Source organism: Campylobacter concisus (assembly GCF_902460575.1).
Taxonomy (GTDB): Bacteria; Campylobacterota; Campylobacteria; order Campylobacterales; family Campylobacteraceae; genus Campylobacter_A; species Campylobacter_A concisus_AW.
Map to the genome: position 1 here is coordinate 322,470 of NZ_CABPUY010000001.1, position 20,167 is coordinate 342,636.

The window sequence follows — 20,167 nt, forward strand, 5'->3', positions numbered from 1 at the left end:
CGATAAAAAGGTTTAAATTTATCTTTGTATTTAGCGCAAGCCGCCACTAAGTCATCCCATAGCAAGGTAGAGGATGATCCTAGCTCTGCTTTATTATCAAACCATCTTATTTAAAATTTGCTTCTTATCTATCTTTTGCATAAGCTCCAAGACATCTACGCCTCTTTTTTCTTTGAAATTTAAAAGCTCTCTTGCATAGAGAAATTTCTGATCCTTGTTTATATCATAGGTTTCATACTTTTTCTTAACCTGCATAGGTTATTTTTTTCTGTTTGTTTTTAACTTACACTTTAACAAAGCACTTTTAAAACGTTAATTATTTTTAGAAAAACTATCAACTAATAAAAGGTATAAATACAACAAATTCATAATTTGCTCATCCATTAACTTGCATAATTTTTAAATAAAACTTATAAAAACTAGAAAAATATAAATTTAAAAAGATAGCCAACCAAATAATATAAAAACATATATAAAAAGTCTTACTACATTTAATCAATAAAACCTAATTAAAAAAAACCAATATTTTATACTTATACAAGAAACAACAATAATAAAAACAGAATCAAACAATGTAATAGTTAAAGCAGACAAACAACAAAGCCCGCAACGACCTACTTTTCCAACATCCCAGTAAGGGAGAGTATCATCAGCCAGGACGAGCTTAGCTTCTTGGTTCGAGATGGAGCAAGGCGTTTCCTCGTCTGTATAGTCACGGGCAGTGTTAAATAAAAGATATAATAGCTAAATCTCTTATTTAACACTACTAGATAAAGTTAAAAGTCATAAACAAAGTTTTGTAAAAACATATCTTATTAAGTTTTTATCCTTAACAAGGAAGTGATGCTTATTAAAAGATAAGCAGACGAGCTATTAGTACTGGTCAGCTAAAGGACTTTCATCCATTACACACCCAGCCTATCAAACACATAGTCTATATGAGCTCTTAAAAGAAGATTCATCTTGGAGTTGGCTTCCTGCTTAGATGCTTTCAGCAGTTATCACATCCCAACATAGCTACCGAGCGGTGCCCTTGGCAGGACAACTCGTACACCAGTGGTTGGTTCGACCCGGTCCTCTCGTACTAGGGTCAACTCTCCTCAATCTTCTTGCGCCCACGGCAGATAGGGACCGAACTGTCTCACGACGTTCTGAACCCAGCTCGCGTACCGCTTTAAATGGCGAACAGCCATACCCTTGGGACCTGCTCCAGCCCCAGGATGCGATGAGCCGACATCGAGGTGCCAAACCTCCCCGTCGATGTGAGCTCTTGGGGGAGATCAGCCTGTTATCCCCGGGGTACCTTTTATCCTTTGAGCGATGGCCCTTCCACACAGAACCACCGGATCACTAAGACCGACTTTCGTCTCTGCTTGACGTGTATGTCTCGCAGTTAAGCTGGCTTATGCCTTTATACTCTACGAACGATTTCCAACCGTTCTGAGCCAACCTTTGTAAGCCTCCGTTACATTTTGGGAGGCGACCGCCCCAGTCAAACTACCCACCAGACATTGTCCTACTTGAGGATAACTCAAGCTAGTTAGCTATCAGAATAAAAAAGAGCGGTATCTCAACAATGGCTCACCATAAACTGGCGTCTATGGATCAAAGCCTCCCGCCTATCCTGCACATTTTTATCCCAATAGCAGTGTCAAGCTGTAGTAAAGGTCCACGGGGTCTTTCCGTCTTGCCGCGGGTAGGAGGAATTTTCACCTCCACTACAATTTCACTGGATCCCTCTTCGAGACAGCTCCCATCTCGTTACGCCATTCATGCAGGTCGATATTTAATCGACAAGGAATTTCGCTACCTTAGGACCGTTATAGTTACGGCCGCCGTTTACTCGGGCTTCGATCAAACGCTTCGCAGAGCTAACGTCATCAATTAACCTTCGAGCACCGGGCAGGCGTCACACCCTATACATCCTCTTACGAGTTAGCAGAGTGCTGTGTTTTTGGTAAACAGTCGGGAGGGACTCTTTGTTGTAACCTTCAATGCTTACGGAGTAAATCCTTCACAAAGTTAGGCACACCTTATACCGAAGATACGGTGCTATTTTGCAGAGTTCCTTGAAGAGAGTTCTTCCACGCGCCTTAGAATACTCATCCCACCCACCTGTGTCGGTTTACGGTACGGGCAACTATAACTAAACTTAGAAACTTTTCTTGGCTCGACAGTATCAAGGATTTACGATTCATTCCGAAGAACTTCACGCACCTGTAAGGCCTCGGCTTAAAGGAGTTCGGATTTGCCTGAACTCCAACCTGCACCTTTCGACCAGCACTACCATCCGCTGGCTCCTCTAACTCTAAGCGTCCTTCCATCGCACATTATAGTTGGCATTGGAATATTAACCAATTTTCCATCGCATACCCCTTTCGGACTTTGCTTAGGACCCGGCTAACCCTACGATGACGAGCATCGCGTAGGAAACCTTGGGTTTACGGCGTTGGGGATTCTCACCCCAATTATCGCTACTCATGCCTGCATGCTCACTTGTATTCGCTCCAGCACTCCTTACCGGTATACCTTCAACGCAAATACAACGCTCTCCTACCACTTAGTAAAACTAAGTCTAAAGCTTCGGTACTCATTTTAGCCCCGTTATATTTTCCGCGCAGAATCACTAGACCAGTGAGCTATTACGCTTTCTTTAAAGGATGGCTGCTTCTAAGCCAACCTCCTGGTTGTTTAAGTAACTCCACATCGTTTTCCACTTAAATGAGATTTAGGGACCTTAGCTGTTAGTCTGGGTTGTTCCCCTCTCGACGACGGATTTTATCACTCGCCGCCTGACTGCCATGATTACACACTAGGTATTCGGAGTTTGATAGGGTTTGGTACATTGGTGTATGCCCTAGCCCATTCAGTGCTCTACCCCCTAGTGTTACTACATGACGCTATACCTAAATATATTTCGGAGAGAACCAGCTATCACGATGTTTGATTGGCCTTTCACCCCTATCCACAAGTCATCCCATAGCTTTTCAACGCTAGCGGGTTCGGTCCTCCACCGGCTCTTACACCGGTTTCAACCTGCTCATGGATAGATCACATCGTTTCGGGTCTGCAACGTCTGACTAAACGCCCTATTAAGACTCGCTTTCGCTACGGCTCCGGGTTTCCTTAACCTCGCCAGACATCACAACTCGCAGGCTCATTATGCAAAAGGCAGTCCATCACCCTGATAAATCATAGGGCTCTGAATGATTGTAAGCAAATGGTTTCAGGTTCTATTTCACTCTGATCACCTCAGTTCTTTTCACCTTTCCCTCACGGTACTTGTGCACTATCGGTCTAGTAGTAGTATTTAGGGTTGGATAGTGGTCTACCCAGCTTCAGACAGAATATCACGTGTTCCGCCCTACTCAGGATACTGCTAAGTAAAACAAAGCTTTCATATACGGGGGTATCACCCTCTGTGCCTAACCTTTCCAGGTCGTTCTATTAGCTAAGTTTAGTCTATATTGCAGTCCTACAACCCCACTAGTAAACTAGTGGTTTGCCCTCTTACGCGTTCGCTCGCCGCTACTAGCGTAATCTCTTTTGATTTCTTTTCCTGAGGGTACTAAGATGTTTCAATTCCCCTCGTTCGCTCCGTTATACGGTAACTAATATCTCTATTAGTTGGGTTGCCCCATTCAGAAATTCCCGGATCAAAGCCCCTTGACGGCTCCCCGAGACTTATCGCAGCCTGGCACGTCTTTCATCGCCTCTACTAGCCAAGGCATCCACCACTTGCTCTTTGTAGCTTACCTTTTCTATATTAGATTATTCTAATTCGCATCACTTCCTTGTTAAAGATAACTTTATGTTACTACATTTAAATTCTAGCTCTCAAGACGGAAAGCATTGACTACTATTTAGATAAGTTTTAAATCCTAAATAGATTGTGATGTCAAACTTTTGCATTAAATGCAAAGAGAATAGAAATTTAAATCTTTAACAAGTCCTGTAAAATTGTTTTTAAAACTTGCTTGTGACTATTAACAATATTAATTAAAAGAACATTTAGACAAAAGTCTAATTAGAAAGTTTAAATTTAAGCTCTCTAATTAGACTTAATGCTGTTAAACTATTTTATGGTGGAGAATAGCGGGATCGAACCGCTGACCTCCTGCGTGCAAAGCAGGCGCTCTCCCAGCTGAGCTAATTCCCCAATTAAATTCTCTGGTGGGCCTAACAAGACTTGAACTTGTGACCTCACCCTTATCAGGGGTGCACTCTAACCAGCTGAGCTATAGGCCCCTATAGGTCTATCAATCTTTCAAAACTAAACAAGGATGATTGAGAATATCTTTCTTATAGATATCTTGTGAGAGAATATCTATATGTACTCTAGAAAGGAGGTGATCCAACCGCAGGTTCTCCTACGGTTACCTTGTTACGACTTCACCCCAGTCGCTGATTCCACTGTGGACGGTAACTAATTTAGTATTCCGGCTTCGAGTGAAATCAACTCCCATGGTGTGACGGGCGGTGAGTACAAGACCCGGGAACGTATTCACCGTAGCATGGCTGATCTACGATTACTAGCGATTCCGGCTTCATGGAGTCGAGTTGCAGACTCCAATCCGAACTGGGACATATTTTATAGATTTGCTCCATCTCGCGATATTGCTTCTCATTGTATATGCCATTGTAGCACGTGTGTCGCCCCGGACATAAGGGCCATGATGACTTGACGTCGTCCACACCTTCCTCCTCCTTACGAAGGCAGTCTCATTAGAGTGCTCAGCCGAACTGTTAGCAACTAATGACGTGGGTTGCGCTCGTTGCGGGACTTAACCCAACATCTCACGACACGAGCTGACGACAGCCGTGCAGCACCTGTCTTAACATTTCTGCAAGCAGACACTCTTCTATCTCTAGATGATTTGTTAGATATCAAGTCCGGGTAAGGTTCTTCGCGTATCTTCGAATTAAACCACATGCTCCACCGCTTGTGCGGGTCCCCGTCTATTCCTTTGAGTTTTAATCTTGCGACCGTACTCCCCAGGCGGTATACTTAATCCGTTAGGTGCATTACTGCCAAGACTAGCTTAGCAACAACTAGTATACATCGTTTAGGGCGTGGACTACCAGGGTATCTAATCCTGTTTGCTCCCCACGCTTTCACGCATTAGCGTCAGTTGAGTTCCAGCAGATCGCCTTCGCAATGGGTATTCCTGGTGATCTCTACGGATTTTACCCCTACACCACCAATTCCATCTGCCTCTCCCTCACTCTAGATTATCAGTTTCCCAAGCAGTTCTATGGTTAAGCCATAGGATTTCACAAGAGACTTGATAATCCGCCTACGCGTCCTTTACGCCCAGTGATTCCGAGTAACGCTTGCACCCTCCGTATTACCGCGGCTGCTGGCACGGAGTTAGCCGGTGCTTATTCGTTAGGTACCGTCATTGTTCTTCCCTAACAAAAGGAGTTTACGCTCCGAAAAGTGTCATCCTCCACGCGGCGTTGCTGCTTCAGGGTTTCCCCCATTGAGCAATATTCCCTACTGCTGCCTCCCGTAGGAGTCTGGACCGTGTCTCAGTTCCAGTGTGACTGATCATCCTCTCAGACCAGTTATGCGTCATAGCCTTGGTGAGCCATTACCTCACCAACTAGCTGATACAATATAGCCTCATCCTACACCGAAAAACTTTCCCTATCTAACTTATGTAAGACAGGAGTATAGAGTATTAGCAGTCGTTTCCAACTGTTGTCCTCTAGTGTAGGGCAGATTAGCTATACATTACTCACCCGTGCGCCACTAACTCATAAGAGCAAGCTCTTACTTGTCCGTTCGACTTGCATGTATTAGGCACGCCGCCAGCGTTCACTCTGAGCCAGGATCAAACTCTCCATATTAATTACCTATCTAATAGAATAGGATTTTTATTATGAAGTTTTTAATCAAAAAAACTTTTAGTTTTTATATTAGTTTGTCTAATCTATTATTTAATCATAATAGACTGGCTCAATCGATCACTTGTTTAGATTTCAAAGATTGACTAATAGTTTAACAATTGTAAGTTAAAAGAACTTTCTGCTCTGCGTTCTGCAAAACAGAAAGTGAAGTATATAGAAGTGATGCTTAAAAGCAGATAAAAATCAGGCTATTTTTTAAAAGCCCATAAATAAATTTTGAAGTCCAACCTTTTCATTAAAAATAATATCTTTTTTATTTGGATCGTACTTAAATTTACTTACTACTTTTTTGCCATCTTCTTTTAAATATCCAGCAGATATAAGTGTTGGCTCGATAAGAGTCATCTCTGGGAGAAGTGTATCAAAAAATTTAGCCAAAGTCTCATCCACACTTAGCTCGCCATTAAGTGATAGCTTATCAAAGATCGCAAGCTGACTTTCTCCGCTTTTAAAGCCATTGATAGCAGCATCTAATTTTAAATTTATCGCATTATTGCCATTTTTAAAGCTTAATGTATCCACTTTCACACTTGGATTTTTCTCTAAAATTTGACCTATTACTTCGTCCAAATTTAACCCAGCAAAGATACTCTCATTTGTATCAACATTTACATTACTTAGTCTATCAAGTATATTATTTATAGTTGGCACGTTGATATTTGCTATTTTGCTATCTAAGATAAAATCTGTAAATTTCACTTTATTAACAGCAACTGCACCTATCTTCACCACGTCATTTGAGCTACCAAGATCATTTGAGACTTCAAATTTCGAGCTATACTCAAGATCGTCTAAAGCAACATTACCATCTTTTTCATCTAATAATGCTAGTTTTTTAATCTTAGCTTTTGCTACGTAAGGAGCTAGTTTGCTCTCAAATATCTTTGAAATTTCAACTGGCACAGTGTAGCTTGTATCTATATCGACGCCTTCAAGATTAACTTCTGCTTTATTTTCTTCATTAAGGTCTTTTAATGAAACTTTCTTAAGACCCAAGTTTGCGCTATTTACATTATCTTTTGCGTCCAGTTTTAAACCAAATTTCACATCCTTTGTATGAACATTCATAGTTTGCTTGTCACTAAAGTCAATATCACTAAATTTAACATTTACGTCTTTATCACCACTCACGCTAGCCTTTGTTTTAGCCGTTGCGACGACGTTTGACCCAAGAAATGAAGCTACGATATTTTTTATCGCCTCATTTTGTATAGAAATTTTTGAGTCAATATCAAAGCCATTTACAAATGCAAGCACTGAGTGAGAAATTTCATTTTCTACCTTGAAATTTAGATCCTCATCTACATCTTTGCCGGCTAAATTTTTCAAAAGATCTTTTGAAACGATAAGATCAAACGATCCTTTTGAGCCAAAAAAGCCTTTTTGATAGCTATTTTCTGAAACTTTAAAGCCATTCACATCATTTAGTCTATCAACTATCCTTTGATAGTTCTCCTCGACCTTGTTTGAGGCGAAATAAACAGCGCCTGCAACGATCACGATAACTACGATTAGAGCAGATATCACCTTTTTCATGCTTTTCTCCTTTTTGTAATGTGTTGTAAAAATAACCAGATACCTAATAACAAGCCTACCATGGCAAGTGGCATGATATAGCCATGCTCGCCAAGATAATTGCTCACACTCATAAAATAATCCCCTGCTTTATAGCTTGCAAGACCGACGATCACTGCCCAAAGCACTGAAGAGATCAAATTTATAACACTAAATTTATAAAAAGAGTATTTTGTAAGTCCAAGTGCGATAGGCACCAAAGTTTTGACGCCGTAGATAAATTTTTTGATAAATATTATCTTATCGCCATGCTTTTTTGCCAAAATTCCAGCGTAGGCAAGCTTTCTTTTGTGATTTTTCACATAAGGCATAAGCGAACTTTTATTAAACCTTGCGACGTAAAAGATCAAAGTATCGCCGATCGTATTTGCCACGGCAGCGACGATTATGCTAAGAGTGATGTCCATTTTGCCTGCAAAGCTTAATATCCCAGCGGCGATAAGTGCTACCATGCCACCACCAAGGCTGTAAAAAAATAGCACGATGTAGCCGTAAGTCGAAATTGAGTTTATAATATCTTGCATCATTGCCCCAAAAGTTTAGAAGCTGAAGATATTAGTTGCTCGTATGCGTAGCCACTTTGTTTTAAAATTTCATCCTTTGCGCTAATCACTGCTCCGCCAAAGCTTGCTCCTGCGAAAAATCCATCATTTGCAGCGTATGCGTAGATGTCGCTTGAAAATTTAAAGTCGCTTATTTTATTATAATTGCGCCCGATATCGCCAAATGCCACTGAAAGCTTCGTATCAAGCGTGATCTTGGCGTCTTTTATGTCGTAGATAATACTATCTTTAAATATAAATAGCACAAGCGAGCTATCTTCATAGCCAAGCTGTATGCCGATACTGCCGCCACTTATACTAACTGGCAAAATTTCACTTGGCGAGTTGATGTTGCCAACGACCATGATGCCATCTCCGCCCATGCCACCGACCACAAAACCGACTTTTTTTACACTTGGAAAGATGATCGTCGCTTTTGACTGTTCGATGAGCTCTTTTATAGGGGCGTTTCTAGCGCCTCTCATCGTCGTTATAAACGAATTTGCCGAGTCTAGCACGAGCTCCTCGCTGGCAAAGCCAAGCGAGAAAAATATTATTAATGATAAAAGAAATTTCATATCTTGCCGTTATTTCGCAAAATCAACAGCGCGAGTTTCTCTGATGACGCTCACTTTGATCTCACCAGGATACTGCACCTTGCTCTCGATCTCTTGAGCGATCTCTTTTGCCACAAGCACGGCCTCATCGTCGTTTATGAGTTTAGCATTTGCGATGACGCGGATCTCACGGCCAGCGTTGATCGCATAAGCTTGTTTAATGCCCTCTTTGCTTTTTGCGATGTTTTCGATCTCTTCGACACGTTTTAGGAAGCTCTCAAGCACCTCACGTCTTGCTCCTGGACGAGCTGCGCTTAGTGCATCAGCTGCGCAAACAGCAGCACTTTCTATACTTGTCGCCTCTTCGTGGCCATGGTGAGCATAGATCGCGTTGATGACGACTGGATGCTCTTTATAGCGTTTGCAAATTTCAGCTCCAAGATCGACGTGGCTGCCCTCGTACTCGTGAGTTAGCGCTTTGCCGATGTCATGAAGTATGCCAGCTCTTTTTGCTAGCTTCTCATCTCCGCCACACTCAGCTGCGATGATGCCAGCAAGGTGAGCTACTTCGAGGCTGTGAGCAAGGGCATTTTGACCGTAGCTTGCTCTAAATTTAAGCTTGCCTATTAGTTTTACTATCTCTGGATGAATTTTATTTAGACCAAGATCCATGACGATGTTCTCGCCCTCTTCTTGTATGCTTTGCTCAAATTCTTCAGTTACTTTTTTGTGCAAGTCCTCTATCCTCGCAGGCTGAATTCTGCCATCCTCCACCAAAAGCTCGATCACTCTTGTTGCGATCGCACGTCTGTAAAGGTTAAAGCTACTTAAGATGATCGCATGTGGTGTATCGTCGATGATGATATCAACGCCAAGGACCATTTCAAGGGTCTTGATATTGCGTCCCTCTTTGCCGATGATCCTGCCTTTTAGCTCATCGTTTTTGATATTTACGACATTTATCAGTCGCTCAGCCGCAAATTCTCCGGCAAATCTCGACGTAGCCTGCGCCAAGATGTAATTAACCCTCTTTTTAGCCTCTCTTTTTGCCTCTTCTTCGTACTTTCTAACGATGTGAGCAATATCGGCGCGTGACTTCTCTTCGACCTTTTTAAGCACAACCTCTTTTGCCTCTTCCTCCGTTAAGCCAGCAGCGTGCTCAAGCACCCTTATCGCCTCTTCTACTTTGTTTTGATAAGTCGCTTTTAAATTTAAGCCTTCTTCGTAAGTAACCTTCGCATCTTGCTTGTCTTTTTCAAAAAGCTCTTTGCTCTCATTTAAAAGCTCTTGCTCATTTAGCAAAATTTTCTCTTTTTTGGTTAGCTCATCAAATTTACTTGCATACTCTTTTTGAAGCTTTGTCGTCTTGTCATCGTATCTTTTTTTAGCCTCAAATTCAGCCTCTTGCACTGAAATTTTAGAGTTTTTAAGCGTTAGCTCAGCTTCATACTCAATGGCTTTTGCCTTTGCTTTTGCCTGCTCTAAAAATATGTTGTAGTTTGCATCATTTATCTTTTTGGCGTAGAGATACCCTGCTCCAACGCCCACCACACCGGCTCCTAAGCCTATTAAAACCTCTATCATTTATTCCTCTTTTTATATAATTTTTACTTGGGGTTATATAAAAGTCTCCTACTGCATCGTGCGCCTGCGAGAGCACATCTTTGGTGTAAAAGTCTTTTACCTCTAAGAAAACTATCAGTTTTGGCTTAATGGGCAAAGTGTCAAAAAATCTATCGTAAAATCCTTTTCCGTGCCCTATCCTTGCCATAGCTCCATCAACCCCAATCGCTGGAACTACCGCCATATCGAGTTTAACATTATTCATTTTTTTGCCAGATGGCTGCCTGACATTAAATTTATAAGTTATAAATGGCAGTCGCAATCTTACCATCTCTAAGCTAAGACCTACCATAAAAGGGGCAAAAATTTCACATTTATGTGATAAATTTCGTCTTATTTTAAGCACATCGACTTCGTAGTTAAGCGGCAGGTAAAAGAGCACCTTTTTAGAATTTGTGTAATTTATCAAATTTAAAAGCGTTTTTGCTGCCTTATGATGTGTGCATTTTGCTCTAAATTTAGTAAGCTTTATCAAATTTGCTCTTGCATTTTTTCTAAATTCGTTTTTTTCTAAATTAACGCTCATTTTATGCTCTTTCTTGTATAATCCTGAAACATTTTTCAAAAGGAAATTTATGACACTAAAACGCGTAATTATAACATCACTTTGTCTTTTTGCATTTTTCGGATGCGGTGACGACTCTAACAAAAAGAGCGAGCAAAACACTAGCGAACCAGCTGTGCAAAGTAAAAATTTAGAAGAAAATGCCAGCAAAGATGAAAATTTAAGCAAAGATACGCTCACACCAAAGATAAGCGAGAGCGCACAAAGTGACGAAGTAAAAGATATAAGCCTAAAACTACTTAACGGCACAACTATGCAGATCACAAAAAGAAGCAACGGCTTTGACGTAAAAGATGGCAAAAAAGCGACACTTTACGTATTTTTCGCCACTTGGTGCCCACCTTGCAAGGCTGAGATCCCATCTTTAAACAACCTAAGTGAGAAATTTAAAAACGAGCTAAACATCGTTGCTGTCTTGCTTGAAGACAAGAGCGAGGACGAGGTTAAAGAATTTGCTCAAAAGTATAAGATCAAATACGACATCGCAGTTGGCGAGGGAAATTTCTTATTTGAAAAGGCGATGGGCGGCATCAAAGGACTCCCTGCATCTGCACTTTTCAAAGCAAATGGCGACTACGCTCAAGGCTACATAGGTCTTGTGCCTGAAGAGATGCTTGAAACTGACATAAATAGGGCTATAAAATAATGCTTGAGTTTTTGAAGAGAGGCTTTGAAAAGACCTTTGGAGCGATAAGCTCGGCCAAAAAGTCAAAAAAGATCGACAAAGAGAGCTTAGAGGAAATTTTACTAGAGGCTGACGTGGCCTACGAGATCGTGGAGGAGATTTTATACTACTTGCCGCCACAAGATGAAGTGAGCAGAGCTGATCTTAGACGCGTTATGAGTAGCTATTTTATCTACGAAAAAGAGCGCGTGATCGAGCCTGATAAGCCATTTGTCGATCTTATCCTTGGCGTAAATGGCGCTGGCAAGACGACAACTATCGCAAAACTAGCAAATTTATATAAAAATAACGGCAAAAGCGTCATTTTGGGCGCTTGCGATACATTTAGAGCTGGGGCGATCGAGCAGCTACGCCAATGGTCGATCAAACTAAATGTGCCAATAGTCGCCACCCAGCAAGGGCATGATCCTTCAGCTGTGGCTTATGATACGATCAGCTCGGCCCTTGCAAAAGGCATCGACCGCGTCATCTTAGACACGGCTGGCAGGCTTCAAAACCAGACAAATTTAGCAAACGAGCTTGACAAGATCGTTCGTATCAGCAAAAAGGCCTACGAAAAGGCGCCTCACCGCAAGATCCTTATCCTTGATGGCACGCAGGGCAACGCTGGCGTCGCGCAGGCAAAGGCATTTAACGATATCGTCTCGCTTGATGGCGTCATCATCACAAAGCTTGATGGCACTGCAAAGGGCGGAGCGCTATTTGGCGTGGCAAGGGAGCTTGAGCTACCTATATTTTATATAGGCGTTGGCGAGAGCATGGACGATATCATCAAATTTAACCCAGACGAGTTTTTAGACGAGCTGATGGACGCCATTTTTGAGTAGGGTAAAATTTCTTAGTAAAATTTGCTTTTTCGCTGCTCTTTTGGCGATTGATTTTCTTGCTTTTACTCCAAAAAGTCCCGCGATCATCGAAAATTCGTGGGACAAAGCAAACCATTTTTTAGCTTTTTTCGCCCTTTATATACTGCTCTATCTTGGCTATCATTTTAAAATTTTAAAAAATTTAGCCCTGCTTTTAGCCTTTGGCGTGCAAATAGAGCTCGTTCAAGCTTTTTTACCGAATAGGAGCTTTAGCCTGCTTGACATCGTAGCTGACATGATCGGAGCGGTCTTTGGAGTGATAGTAGTTGAAATTTTAAAAAGGATATATTATGGCAAAAGCAAAGCCAGTTTTTGAGTGTCAAGCCTGCGGTAATCAACAGGCAAAGTGGCTGGGTAAATGCCCACAATGTGGGGCTTGGGATAGCTTTGTCGAGCTTAGCCAGCAAGAGATAAAAATAAGCAAAGAGATAGCAAAAAGCGCTAGCACGCCCAGCAAAGCCATAAGCATTGACGAAGTTGAAATTCAAAATTTCACGAGATTTAGCACCAAAGATAGTGAGCTAGACCTTGTTCTTGGTGGTGGCGTGGTCGAGGGTTCGCTTGTTTTAATAGGCGGTAGCCCAGGCATCGGCAAATCAACCCTGCTTCTAAAAATCGGCTCAAATTTAGCAAAAGATGGCAAAAAAACGCTCTATGTAAGCGGCGAAGAGAGCCAAAGTCAGATAAAAATGAGAGCTGATAGGCTAAATGCGGTGGATAAAAATTTATACCTGCTAACTGAAATTTGCCTAGAAGATATCCTGCTAGAAGTGCAAAAGAGCGACTACAAGGTGCTAGTCATTGACTCCATACAAACGCTTTACAGCCAAAATATAACCTCCGCTCCAGGCTCGATCACGCAGGTTCGTGAGATTACATTTGAGCTAATGAGACTTGCAAAGAGCCAAAATATCTGCGTTTTTATCATCGGACACATAACCAAAGAGGGTTCGATCGCAGGGCCTAGAGTGCTTGAGCACATGGTCGATGTGGTGCTTTATTTTGAGGGCGATGCGAGCAGAGAGCTGAGAATTTTACGTGGGTTTAAAAACCGCTTTGGCTCGACGAGCGAGGTTGGTATATTTGAGATGAGCCAGCACGGACTTGTGAGCGCAAATGAGGTATCGAGTAAATTTTTCACACGTGGCGGGGCGATGAGTGGCAGTGCAATCACCATCATAATGGAAGGCTCAAGGGCGCTTAGCATCGAAATTCAGGCGCTTGTTTGCGAAAGCGCCTATCCAAAACGAAGCTCGACTGGCTTTGAGAGAAACCGCCTAGATATGCTGCTAGCCCTACTTGAGCGAAAGCTTGAAATTCCACTTGGGCACTACGACGTCTTTATAAACGTTTCAGGTGGCGTTAAGATAAGCGAGACTGCGGCCGATCTAGCCGTCATCGCAGCGATAATCAGCAGCTTCAAAAACCGCCCCATCAGCAAGGACAGCGTCTTCATCGGCGAGCTAAGCCTAAACGGCGAGATAAGAGAAATTTTCAATCTCGATCAGCGACTAAAAGAGGCAAAAACGCAGAAATTTAAAAATGCCATCATCCCAAACAAACCGCTTGACACGCAAGGTCTAAAGTGCTTTTACGCCAAAGATATCACGCAAGTGCTTGAGTGGATGTAGAGAATTAAAGATGGTTTTTACACAAAATGGCAATGATCTACAAAACCATAAAGAGATAATTTATGCTTTTGTGTCAAAAGATAAAAGATTTTTTAGTGAATATCAAAAAGAACTCACGAGAAATTTACCACTTTATCCCAGCTTAGAGCTATTGCTTATCGATTTTGCGGTCATTTAGGACAAAGCCGTCCTAACTCAAAGAGATTTGTTTTAAACTTATAGCTTTATTTGATCTAGTGCATTTATTGTGCTATTTTTTAATGTAATCTCATCAATTTCATCAGTATTTCTTAGTTCTTTAATTGGGCAATATTCTTCCACATCATAAAATAAACTTTGCATAACGTCATAATATTTATTAAAAAAACTGTCATCTTTATGCAATAACTTAAAGAATTGAGTTTGATAAGTGCTCGCATCTATTTTATCATTGGCAAAATCTTTCATTAAAGTCAAAAAGTTATTATAAATCACAAAACTACTCCTATTTATTGTATTTAATAATATCATCATGCTGACCAATAAAAATCATTTTAATACCCTAAAATAAAAACCAAACCATATAATGTGGCTACTTGATATATGATGAAATTTATATTTAGTAATACTTAACAATTATTACCATTACAATCTCACAAGCCTCTACTATTTCTCAATATATTGTATTTTTAAATTTACTCATCAAGCACCGATATCCCGCTTGGGCAAATTTTAGCAAGTGGATTGTTATACTCTTGGTGGCATTTTTCGCACTTTATGACGCCTAGTTCTGAACTTACCTGCTCTGCATTGTAGCAATGCGGACAAACGACGTAGCCATCTGCTTGCGTATCTACTCCTGTAGCTTTGATACTTGGGTCTTGATAGTCGTTAAAGATTTTTCTAAATTCATATCGTGAAAATGATCTTTTTATAGCACTATCAAATCTCTTATAATACGCTCTTAACGCTGGCAATTCATCGTCCCAAAATTCCTCTACAAACCCAAGATAATTTATACATTTTGGAGCAAACATAAAAATGCTCTCGTTTATCTGTCTTAAAACCCAATCAGCACCAATAGTGTCATCTGTTATAGCAAAAATATTTGCATCAAAACTCCAAGTTCTATAATCAAAAATCACTGAATAACTTATACAACATGGGTCATTTTTATTTACCTCTATCCCGCAAACTTCATACTCTTGATCTATTTTTAGATAATCACCAATAGAATTATATGTTGGTATGTAGTATTTATCTTTATCAATACCATCTTTTAGTCTTACTTTCAAATTTATCCTTTAGATTATGTCGTCTCTATAAATTTAATAGCTCTTTTAAGTACAAAATTTAGCCTATCAATACTTGTCATCGCTTCAAATTTGTCGTCATCTAGCTTCATATAGCACCAGCTTTGACCGCTATTTTTTAAATACTCATATCTTGTTTTATTGTCAATATTTATGTTTATTTTAACTAGTTCATTTTCAAAATTTAGTTTAAAGTTAGATACTTTGCCTAGCGCTTGAAGATCATTTATGGCCTTTAGTCTTAGTTCTATGCCATTTTTAAGTCTGTTTTGCACAACTTCTTTATCAATCTCTCTTTTTCTTTGCATAAAATTTTCTATAACAGAGGGCTTTATATCTACTAAGTCAAAATAGTAACTATCAAAGCTAGATGCCATTTCTTCGTATGCAACGATAGTGGTACGACTGCCTTTTGATAGTCTCCAAGAACTTGGCGCAAAGTTATCTAAAATTTCAAAATATTTAGAATCGTAAAAGAATGGATACCATCTATTGTTATCATAAATAAGAAAGCTAACCTTTGTCTCTTCAAAGCGTAAAGCATAAACTGTATATTTTTTATAAAGTCTAAAACCCCACTGTTCGTCATCGACTTTTATGCATCTTACTATCACTTAAGCTCCTCCATTAACTTTCAAATTTCTTTTTAGTAAAAACTTCTTTAAATTTTTGCAAGTATTTAGCAGCTTAAATATATAAGATCAAATCATTCTTAAAGCAGATAAATTTCACACGATCATCACTGCGGCTACGGCAAATCCGCCGTCATGAGTTATACTAAGGCTTGCTTCTTTGATATTAAAATTTGTATAAATTCTTGGGCTAAATTTTATCTTTGGTGCGTTTCTTGCGTCTTTGCTGAGCACAATGTCCAAAAAGCCACACTCTTTGCTGATACCCACACCAAGGGCTTTGCTAGCTGCTTCTTTGGCCGCCCAAAATCCAGCCAAAGTCGCATCATTTTTTGCTAGCGCGATCTCATCATCGCTTAAAAATCTCTTTAAAAAAAGCTCGCCGTGACGAGCCTTCAGTCTTGAAATCCTATCTATCTTAACGATATCGATGCCTATCATTGCACCACAAAATCAGTAAAAAATATGTTTTTGATGTAGCCATCATTTAGCACTTCATTTAGCTTGCCAACGATCTCGTCTTTTAGCCTATCCTTGCCCTTTGCAGTGCTTACTTCTTCGTAAGTTTTAGATGAGAGCGTTCTTATGATGATATCTCTTAAAAGTGCCTTTTTCTTATCAAGCTCGGCAGTTAGAAGCTCGTCGCTTTGCTCTAGATCAATCTTAGTCTTAAGAAATCTTGATCCATTTTCACTAAGTAAATTTACGACAAACTGATCAAGCGGATATATCGGTCCCATGTTCGAATAGTCGTTGCCACCGCGTTTTGCTTTGTTTTGAGCGGGTGCTGGTTGAGTTTGAGTCTGAGCTGGTGTTTGCGCCATATTTGCCTCTTTTGGCTCGTCAGAACTAAGCATCAAAAACGCCACTAGCCCTCCGATAACTAGCAATAAAACAAATATCGCGATGATGATTATCATCAAAGCGCCATTGCCACCTTTTTTTGCTTTTTTCTCTTCAACTTCTTCAGCCATCTTTCCTCCTTTAAGTTTTGGCTATAATTATACAAAAAATTCACAAAAATGAGAAAAGATGATACATAAAACCAACGCCGCTAGGCTTTTAGACAAGCTAAAAATAGAGTATGAGATATTAGAATACGAAGTCGATCTAAACGATCTTTCAGCCGTTCACGTAGCAGCTAGCACCAAGCAAGATATAAAGCAAATTTATAAGACAATCGTCTGCCAGTGCGAGCCTAAAAATTTTGTCGTTGCTTGCTTGCAAGGCGATCTGGAGCTTGATCTAAAAGCACTTGCTCATGCGTGTGGAGCCAAACGCTGCGAGCTTATAAATTTAAAAGATCTAGAAAAGATCACCGGCTACATCAGAGGCGGCTGCTCGCCACTTGCTATGAAAAAGCACTTTGCGACTTTCATCGATGAGCGAGCAAAAGAGCAAGAGTACGTGCTAGTAAGCGCTGGAGTAAGAGGCAAGCAGATAAAGATAGCTCCAAATGACCTTTTGAAAGCTTGCGAAGCGGATTACGCTGATATCGCTAGGCTAGCTCTTTAAAAACTCTATAAATTTAAACTTCTCGCCTAAAAACTCGGGCGAGAGTAGAAATTTAGCCTGTTTTGCGGCGTTTTCGTAGGCTTGCTTGCTGCCTTTTTCAAGCACCAAAGATAAAATTTCATCCACGCCAAAGTCGCAAACTAAAGCATCATTTTGTTTTTTTAATTTAAGCATCAAAAAGCCAGCCTCGCAAAAAGCCTCTTTTACCTGCTTAAAGCAAAGGCTATAAGTTAGATCAGAGCTTTTAAAATATGGCTCGAGGTTTGAAATTTCAAACAAAGAAAAAACTTGATGATCTTTAAAAACTCTTAGGCTAAATTCATTTTTCGGCTCAAATTCGCCGTAGTCAAAGCTTAAAAATCTCACCTTTTTTGCCGCATTTGCAAGCTGGAGCGCAAATTTGGCGTAGCTAGTTGATATCTCGCCCTTTTTTATGTCAAATTTCTTTGCAAGGGCTAGTAAATTTTGATCCGCTTTTTGCCAGTAAAATTTTAGATCGCTATCCACAAAAAGCATATTATCTGCGTCTATCACTTCGCAGCTAAATGCGTCAAGTAGCTCATTTGAGATGACAAAAATTTCATCAAACGAGCACTCGTCTAAATTTTCATAGTGCCCTACTCTAACCTCGTCACCAAAGCGTTTTTTAAAGGTTTCAAGCTGTTTTTTACGTAAAATTTCATGAGGTTCGATGATGATAAACTCTAAATTTGACAAAATTTCTGGCTCAAGCGTAAAGATGCCCTGCGCAAAATCAGCCAGCATATCGCCCGAGTTTGCGCCGATCTCCACGACCTTGCAAGAGCTAGAAATTTTGCCATTTTTAAGTAGCTTTAAAAAGTAGTTTGCAAGGCAAGCGCCAAAGAGATATCCAACGCTTACATTTGTATAAAAATCACCCTTTTTGCCGATATCCACGCCAAATTTATAGTAGTTTTCATTGACCCAGATATCAAAAAACTCGCTAAATTTCATAGATCAGGCAGCTTCCAGCCTCTATAAAATGCAAACATCCTGACCGTTATGCCAGCAGCTAGCAAGAGCATGGTAAAAAATATGTTGCTAAGGCCTAGATGATAGAGGATAAAGTAAGCAAGTCCCACGCCAAGGCTTATCGTGCCGTAAAGTCCTGTGCGCAAAAACCATGGGACTTCATTTAGCAAGATATCTCTTAAGATACCGCCACCAACGCCGTTAAAAAAGGCGATCATCATAACGCCAAAGATGTTGTAGCTATACTCAATGGCAACCATCGCTCCAACGATCGAAAAGCAGATAACATCGATCGCATCGGCAAAGATAAAGACAAATTTCTTCTCCAAACCATCTCTTTTTATATGCAAATTTGTGATCCTAGATACGACAAGCATAAAGATGACGACACTTACTGGCATGTAGTGAGTGAATGAATAAACTGCCCTGCCAACGAGCATATCACGCATGATACCGCCACCAAGTGCGGTCAAAAATGCGGACAAAAAGACGCCAAGCCAGTCGCACTCCCTCTTTACTGCAAACAAAAAGCCACTAAGCGCAGCTGATGCGATACCAACGTACTCCACAAAAAGTATTAAGCTCATATTTTTCCTTAAAAACGGGCATTTTATAATGAAATCTCATAAAATTTCATTAATAAATTTTTAAATAATAGTTTATTTTAGGCTATAATAACAAAAATTTTAAATAAGGAAATTTGATGAAAAAAATTCTAACTTTGCTCTTTTTGATCGGCTCATTTTTTGCGTTAAATTTAAACGCTGATGTGATTCAAAATCAAAAATTAAAAAATGCGATAAACATTTTAAACGCTTTTGGCACTAGAAATTTAAAACCAAATACTAAATTTATAGGCATCAAAGCCATCGCTATCATCCCAGATGTGACAAAAGCAGGTGCTATCATCACTGGCTCAAAAGGCAGAGGCGTATTTATCGCTAAAAACGACAATGGCGAGTGGTCAAGCCCATTTTTTGTAAATTACACATCTGGCAGCATCGGCCTTCAGCTAGGATATAGCTCGGCTGATATGATCATTTTGTTTAAAAACTCAGAAGCCTATGCAAGCTTATTTAACGCAAAAGATACGATCAGCCTAAAAGCAGAGGCAACTGGCGGCGTTGGTAACGAAGTAGCGATAGCTAGTGATTTGCCTGAAATTTCAGCATTTGTCGAGGAGCGTGGCAAGACAAGTGGAGCTTTCGTGGGCGTTAGCCTAGATGTGGCAAGACTTAAGATAAACGCACAAGATACAAACGACTACTACGAGAGAATGTATGACTTTGAAGATATCTACAACAACAGCCCAAAAGCTAGTAAATATACAATCAAATTTAAAGAGATAATCTCAAAATACTTCTTATAATAACCTCGCAACTTGACTCTTTTAGAAGAGTCAGGCTCTTTTTTACATTTTAAAGATTTTAGAAATTTAGTTTATAAATTTAGCAAGATTATGGCTTAGCCTTTTGCTAAACCATAAATAGTGATACAAAGCGTTTTTTAGGGATTGGAGAAAATTGAGTCATATATTCAAACGCCTCTTCGTAGTCGCCGTCAGTGTATTGCGCGACTTGCTCGATAAGCTCATAAAGCTCTTCGTCATCCATCGAGTCAAAGCTGCCTCTATTTTCCAAAACCTCTAACAAAACGGCGTCTAATTCTAGCTCGTCGTAAGTCATTACGTTCCTTAATTCTGATTTAAAAAATGCGAAACTATACCAAAAGAAGCTTATAAAATACTTTACTTTAAATTCGTAAGAAATTTTATGCAT

Annotated in this window: 19 protein-coding genes, 2 tRNA genes, 3 rRNA genes and 1 pseudogene; 6 read left to right on the forward strand and 19 right to left on the reverse strand. The window is 40.1% G+C overall.

Features of this window, described 5'->3' with window-relative positions:
• Positions 1–96: 96 nt before the first annotated feature.
• The 11 genes and pseudogenes from F3G76_RS01550 to F3G76_RS01600 form a co-directional block, all read right to left on the reverse strand.
• A pseudogene (locus tag F3G76_RS01550) lies at positions 97–258 on the reverse strand (cell surface protein); the annotation flags it as partial.
• A 343-nt stretch (positions 259–601) separates the two neighbouring features.
• Positions 602–720, reverse strand: a 5S ribosomal RNA gene (gene rrf, locus F3G76_RS01555).
• A gap of 133 nt (positions 721–853) precedes the next feature.
• Positions 854–3,758 (reverse strand): 23S ribosomal RNA (locus F3G76_RS01560).
• Positions 3,759–4,083: 325 nt separating this feature from the next.
• Positions 4,084–4,159, reverse strand: a tRNA-Ala gene (locus F3G76_RS01565).
• 12 nt (positions 4,160–4,171) lie between these two features.
• Positions 4,172–4,248 (reverse strand) — tRNA-Ile (locus F3G76_RS01570).
• Positions 4,249–4,342: 94 nt separating this feature from the next.
• Positions 4,343–5,853 (reverse strand): 16S ribosomal RNA (locus F3G76_RS01575).
• Together the 16S, 23S and 5S rRNA genes with 2 tRNA genes alongside form the textbook arrangement of a ribosomal RNA operon.
• A gap of 255 nt (positions 5,854–6,108) precedes the next feature.
• Positions 6,109–7,449, reverse strand: a complete 1,341-nt coding sequence (locus tag F3G76_RS01580; protein ID WP_012001843.1) for a DUF945 family protein — start codon at positions 7,447–7,449, stop codon at positions 6,109–6,111.
• On the reverse strand, positions 7,446–8,012 hold the full coding sequence (locus F3G76_RS01585; protein ID WP_021085261.1) for a DedA family protein: 567 nt from the start codon (positions 8,010–8,012) through the stop codon (positions 7,446–7,448). The genes F3G76_RS01580 and F3G76_RS01585 overlap by 4 nt, the downstream gene beginning before the upstream one ends.
• Positions 8,012–8,608, reverse strand: coding sequence for a YSC84-related protein (locus tag F3G76_RS01590; RefSeq protein WP_107848356.1), 597 nt, complete (start codon positions 8,606–8,608; stop codon positions 8,012–8,014). Before F3G76_RS01590 ends, F3G76_RS01585 begins: the two co-directional genes overlap by 1 nt.
• A 9-nt stretch (positions 8,609–8,617) precedes the next feature.
• Positions 8,618–10,171 (reverse strand): ribonuclease Y, encoded by a 1,554-nt coding sequence (gene rny, locus F3G76_RS01595; RefSeq protein WP_034901872.1) that lies wholly within the window; start codon positions 10,169–10,171, stop codon positions 8,618–8,620.
• Positions 10,092–10,736, reverse strand: a complete 645-nt coding sequence (locus tag F3G76_RS01600) for a 5-formyltetrahydrofolate cyclo-ligase (RefSeq protein ID WP_149705728.1) — start codon at positions 10,734–10,736, stop codon at positions 10,092–10,094. The genes rny and F3G76_RS01600 overlap by 80 nt, the downstream gene beginning before the upstream one ends.
• A gap of 49 nt (positions 10,737–10,785) precedes the next feature.
• Here F3G76_RS01600 and F3G76_RS01605 point away from each other — a divergent pair, with 49 nt between their 5' ends.
• The 4 genes from F3G76_RS01605 to radA are packed head-to-tail and all read left to right on the forward strand — an operon-like array spanning position 10,786 to position 13,957.
• The gene (locus F3G76_RS01605; protein ID WP_149705729.1) at positions 10,786–11,421 is read left to right on the forward strand and encodes a TlpA family protein disulfide reductase; all 636 of its coding nucleotides are present in this window, start codon (positions 10,786–10,788) and stop codon (positions 11,419–11,421) included.
• Entirely contained in the window at positions 11,421–12,287 is an 867-nt protein-coding gene (gene ftsY, locus F3G76_RS01610) for a signal recognition particle-docking protein FtsY (protein ID WP_149705730.1), read from the forward strand. Before F3G76_RS01605 ends, ftsY begins: the two co-directional genes overlap by 1 nt.
• The gene (locus tag F3G76_RS01615; protein WP_149705731.1) at positions 12,280–12,642 is read left to right on the forward strand and encodes a VanZ family protein; all 363 of its coding nucleotides are present in this window, start codon (positions 12,280–12,282) and stop codon (positions 12,640–12,642) included. Before ftsY ends, F3G76_RS01615 begins: the two co-directional genes overlap by 8 nt.
• A complete protein-coding gene (gene radA / locus F3G76_RS01620) occupies positions 12,617–13,957 on the forward strand; it encodes a DNA repair protein RadA (protein WP_103579897.1) in 1,341 nt (446 codons plus the stop codon). Before F3G76_RS01615 ends, radA begins: the two co-directional genes overlap by 26 nt.
• A 216-nt stretch (positions 13,958–14,173) precedes the next feature.
• Here radA and F3G76_RS01625 read toward each other — a convergent pair whose 3' ends face one another.
• The 5 genes from F3G76_RS01625 to fliL form a co-directional block, all read right to left on the reverse strand.
• Positions 14,174–14,431: a colicin immunity domain-containing protein gene (locus F3G76_RS01625; RefSeq protein ID WP_188116292.1), complete on the reverse strand. Its 258-nt coding sequence runs from the start codon at positions 14,429–14,431 to the stop codon at positions 14,174–14,176.
• A gap of 200 nt (positions 14,432–14,631) precedes the next feature.
• Positions 14,632–15,231: a hypothetical protein gene (locus F3G76_RS01630; protein ID WP_181001724.1), complete on the reverse strand. Its 600-nt coding sequence runs from the start codon at positions 15,229–15,231 to the stop codon at positions 14,632–14,634.
• Between the two features lie 14 nt (positions 15,232–15,245).
• Positions 15,246–15,863 (reverse strand): hypothetical protein, encoded by a 618-nt coding sequence (locus tag F3G76_RS01635; protein WP_103653498.1) that lies wholly within the window; start codon positions 15,861–15,863, stop codon positions 15,246–15,248.
• Positions 15,864–15,977: 114 nt separating this feature from the next.
• Positions 15,978–16,322, reverse strand: coding sequence for a holo-ACP synthase (gene acpS / locus F3G76_RS01640; protein ID WP_103640227.1), 345 nt, complete (start codon positions 16,320–16,322; stop codon positions 15,978–15,980).
• Positions 16,319–16,855: a flagellar basal body-associated protein FliL gene (fliL, locus tag F3G76_RS01645; protein ID WP_002942267.1), complete on the reverse strand. Its 537-nt coding sequence runs from the start codon at positions 16,853–16,855 to the stop codon at positions 16,319–16,321. Before fliL ends, acpS begins: the two co-directional genes overlap by 4 nt.
• A 58-nt stretch (positions 16,856–16,913) precedes the next feature.
• Between fliL and ybaK the strand changes: the two genes are divergently transcribed.
• Entirely contained in the window at positions 16,914–17,396 is a 483-nt protein-coding gene (gene ybaK, locus F3G76_RS01650) for a Cys-tRNA(Pro) deacylase (RefSeq protein ID WP_021090136.1), read from the forward strand.
• Here ybaK and F3G76_RS01655 read toward each other — a convergent pair.
• Positions 17,385–18,371, reverse strand: a complete 987-nt coding sequence (locus tag F3G76_RS01655; RefSeq protein WP_103636356.1) for an SAM-dependent methyltransferase — start codon at positions 18,369–18,371, stop codon at positions 17,385–17,387. The two genes, ybaK and F3G76_RS01655, sit on opposite strands and share 12 nt — an antisense overlap.
• Positions 18,368–18,976 (reverse strand): trimeric intracellular cation channel family protein, encoded by a 609-nt coding sequence (locus tag F3G76_RS01660; protein ID WP_149705733.1) that lies wholly within the window; start codon positions 18,974–18,976, stop codon positions 18,368–18,370. Before F3G76_RS01660 ends, F3G76_RS01655 begins: the two co-directional genes overlap by 4 nt.
• Before the next feature lie 116 nt (positions 18,977–19,092).
• Here F3G76_RS01660 and F3G76_RS01665 point away from each other — a divergent pair, with 116 nt between their 5' ends.
• Positions 19,093–19,758, forward strand: coding sequence for a lipid-binding SYLF domain-containing protein (locus F3G76_RS01665; RefSeq protein WP_149705734.1), 666 nt, complete (start codon positions 19,093–19,095; stop codon positions 19,756–19,758).
• 106 nt (positions 19,759–19,864) lie between these two features.
• On the opposite strand, the gene F3G76_RS01670 is transcribed toward F3G76_RS01665, so the two are convergent.
• A complete protein-coding gene (locus F3G76_RS01670; protein ID WP_002942234.1) occupies positions 19,865–20,074 on the reverse strand; it encodes a hypothetical protein in 210 nt (69 codons plus the stop codon).
• Positions 20,075–20,167 lie beyond the last annotated feature (93 nt).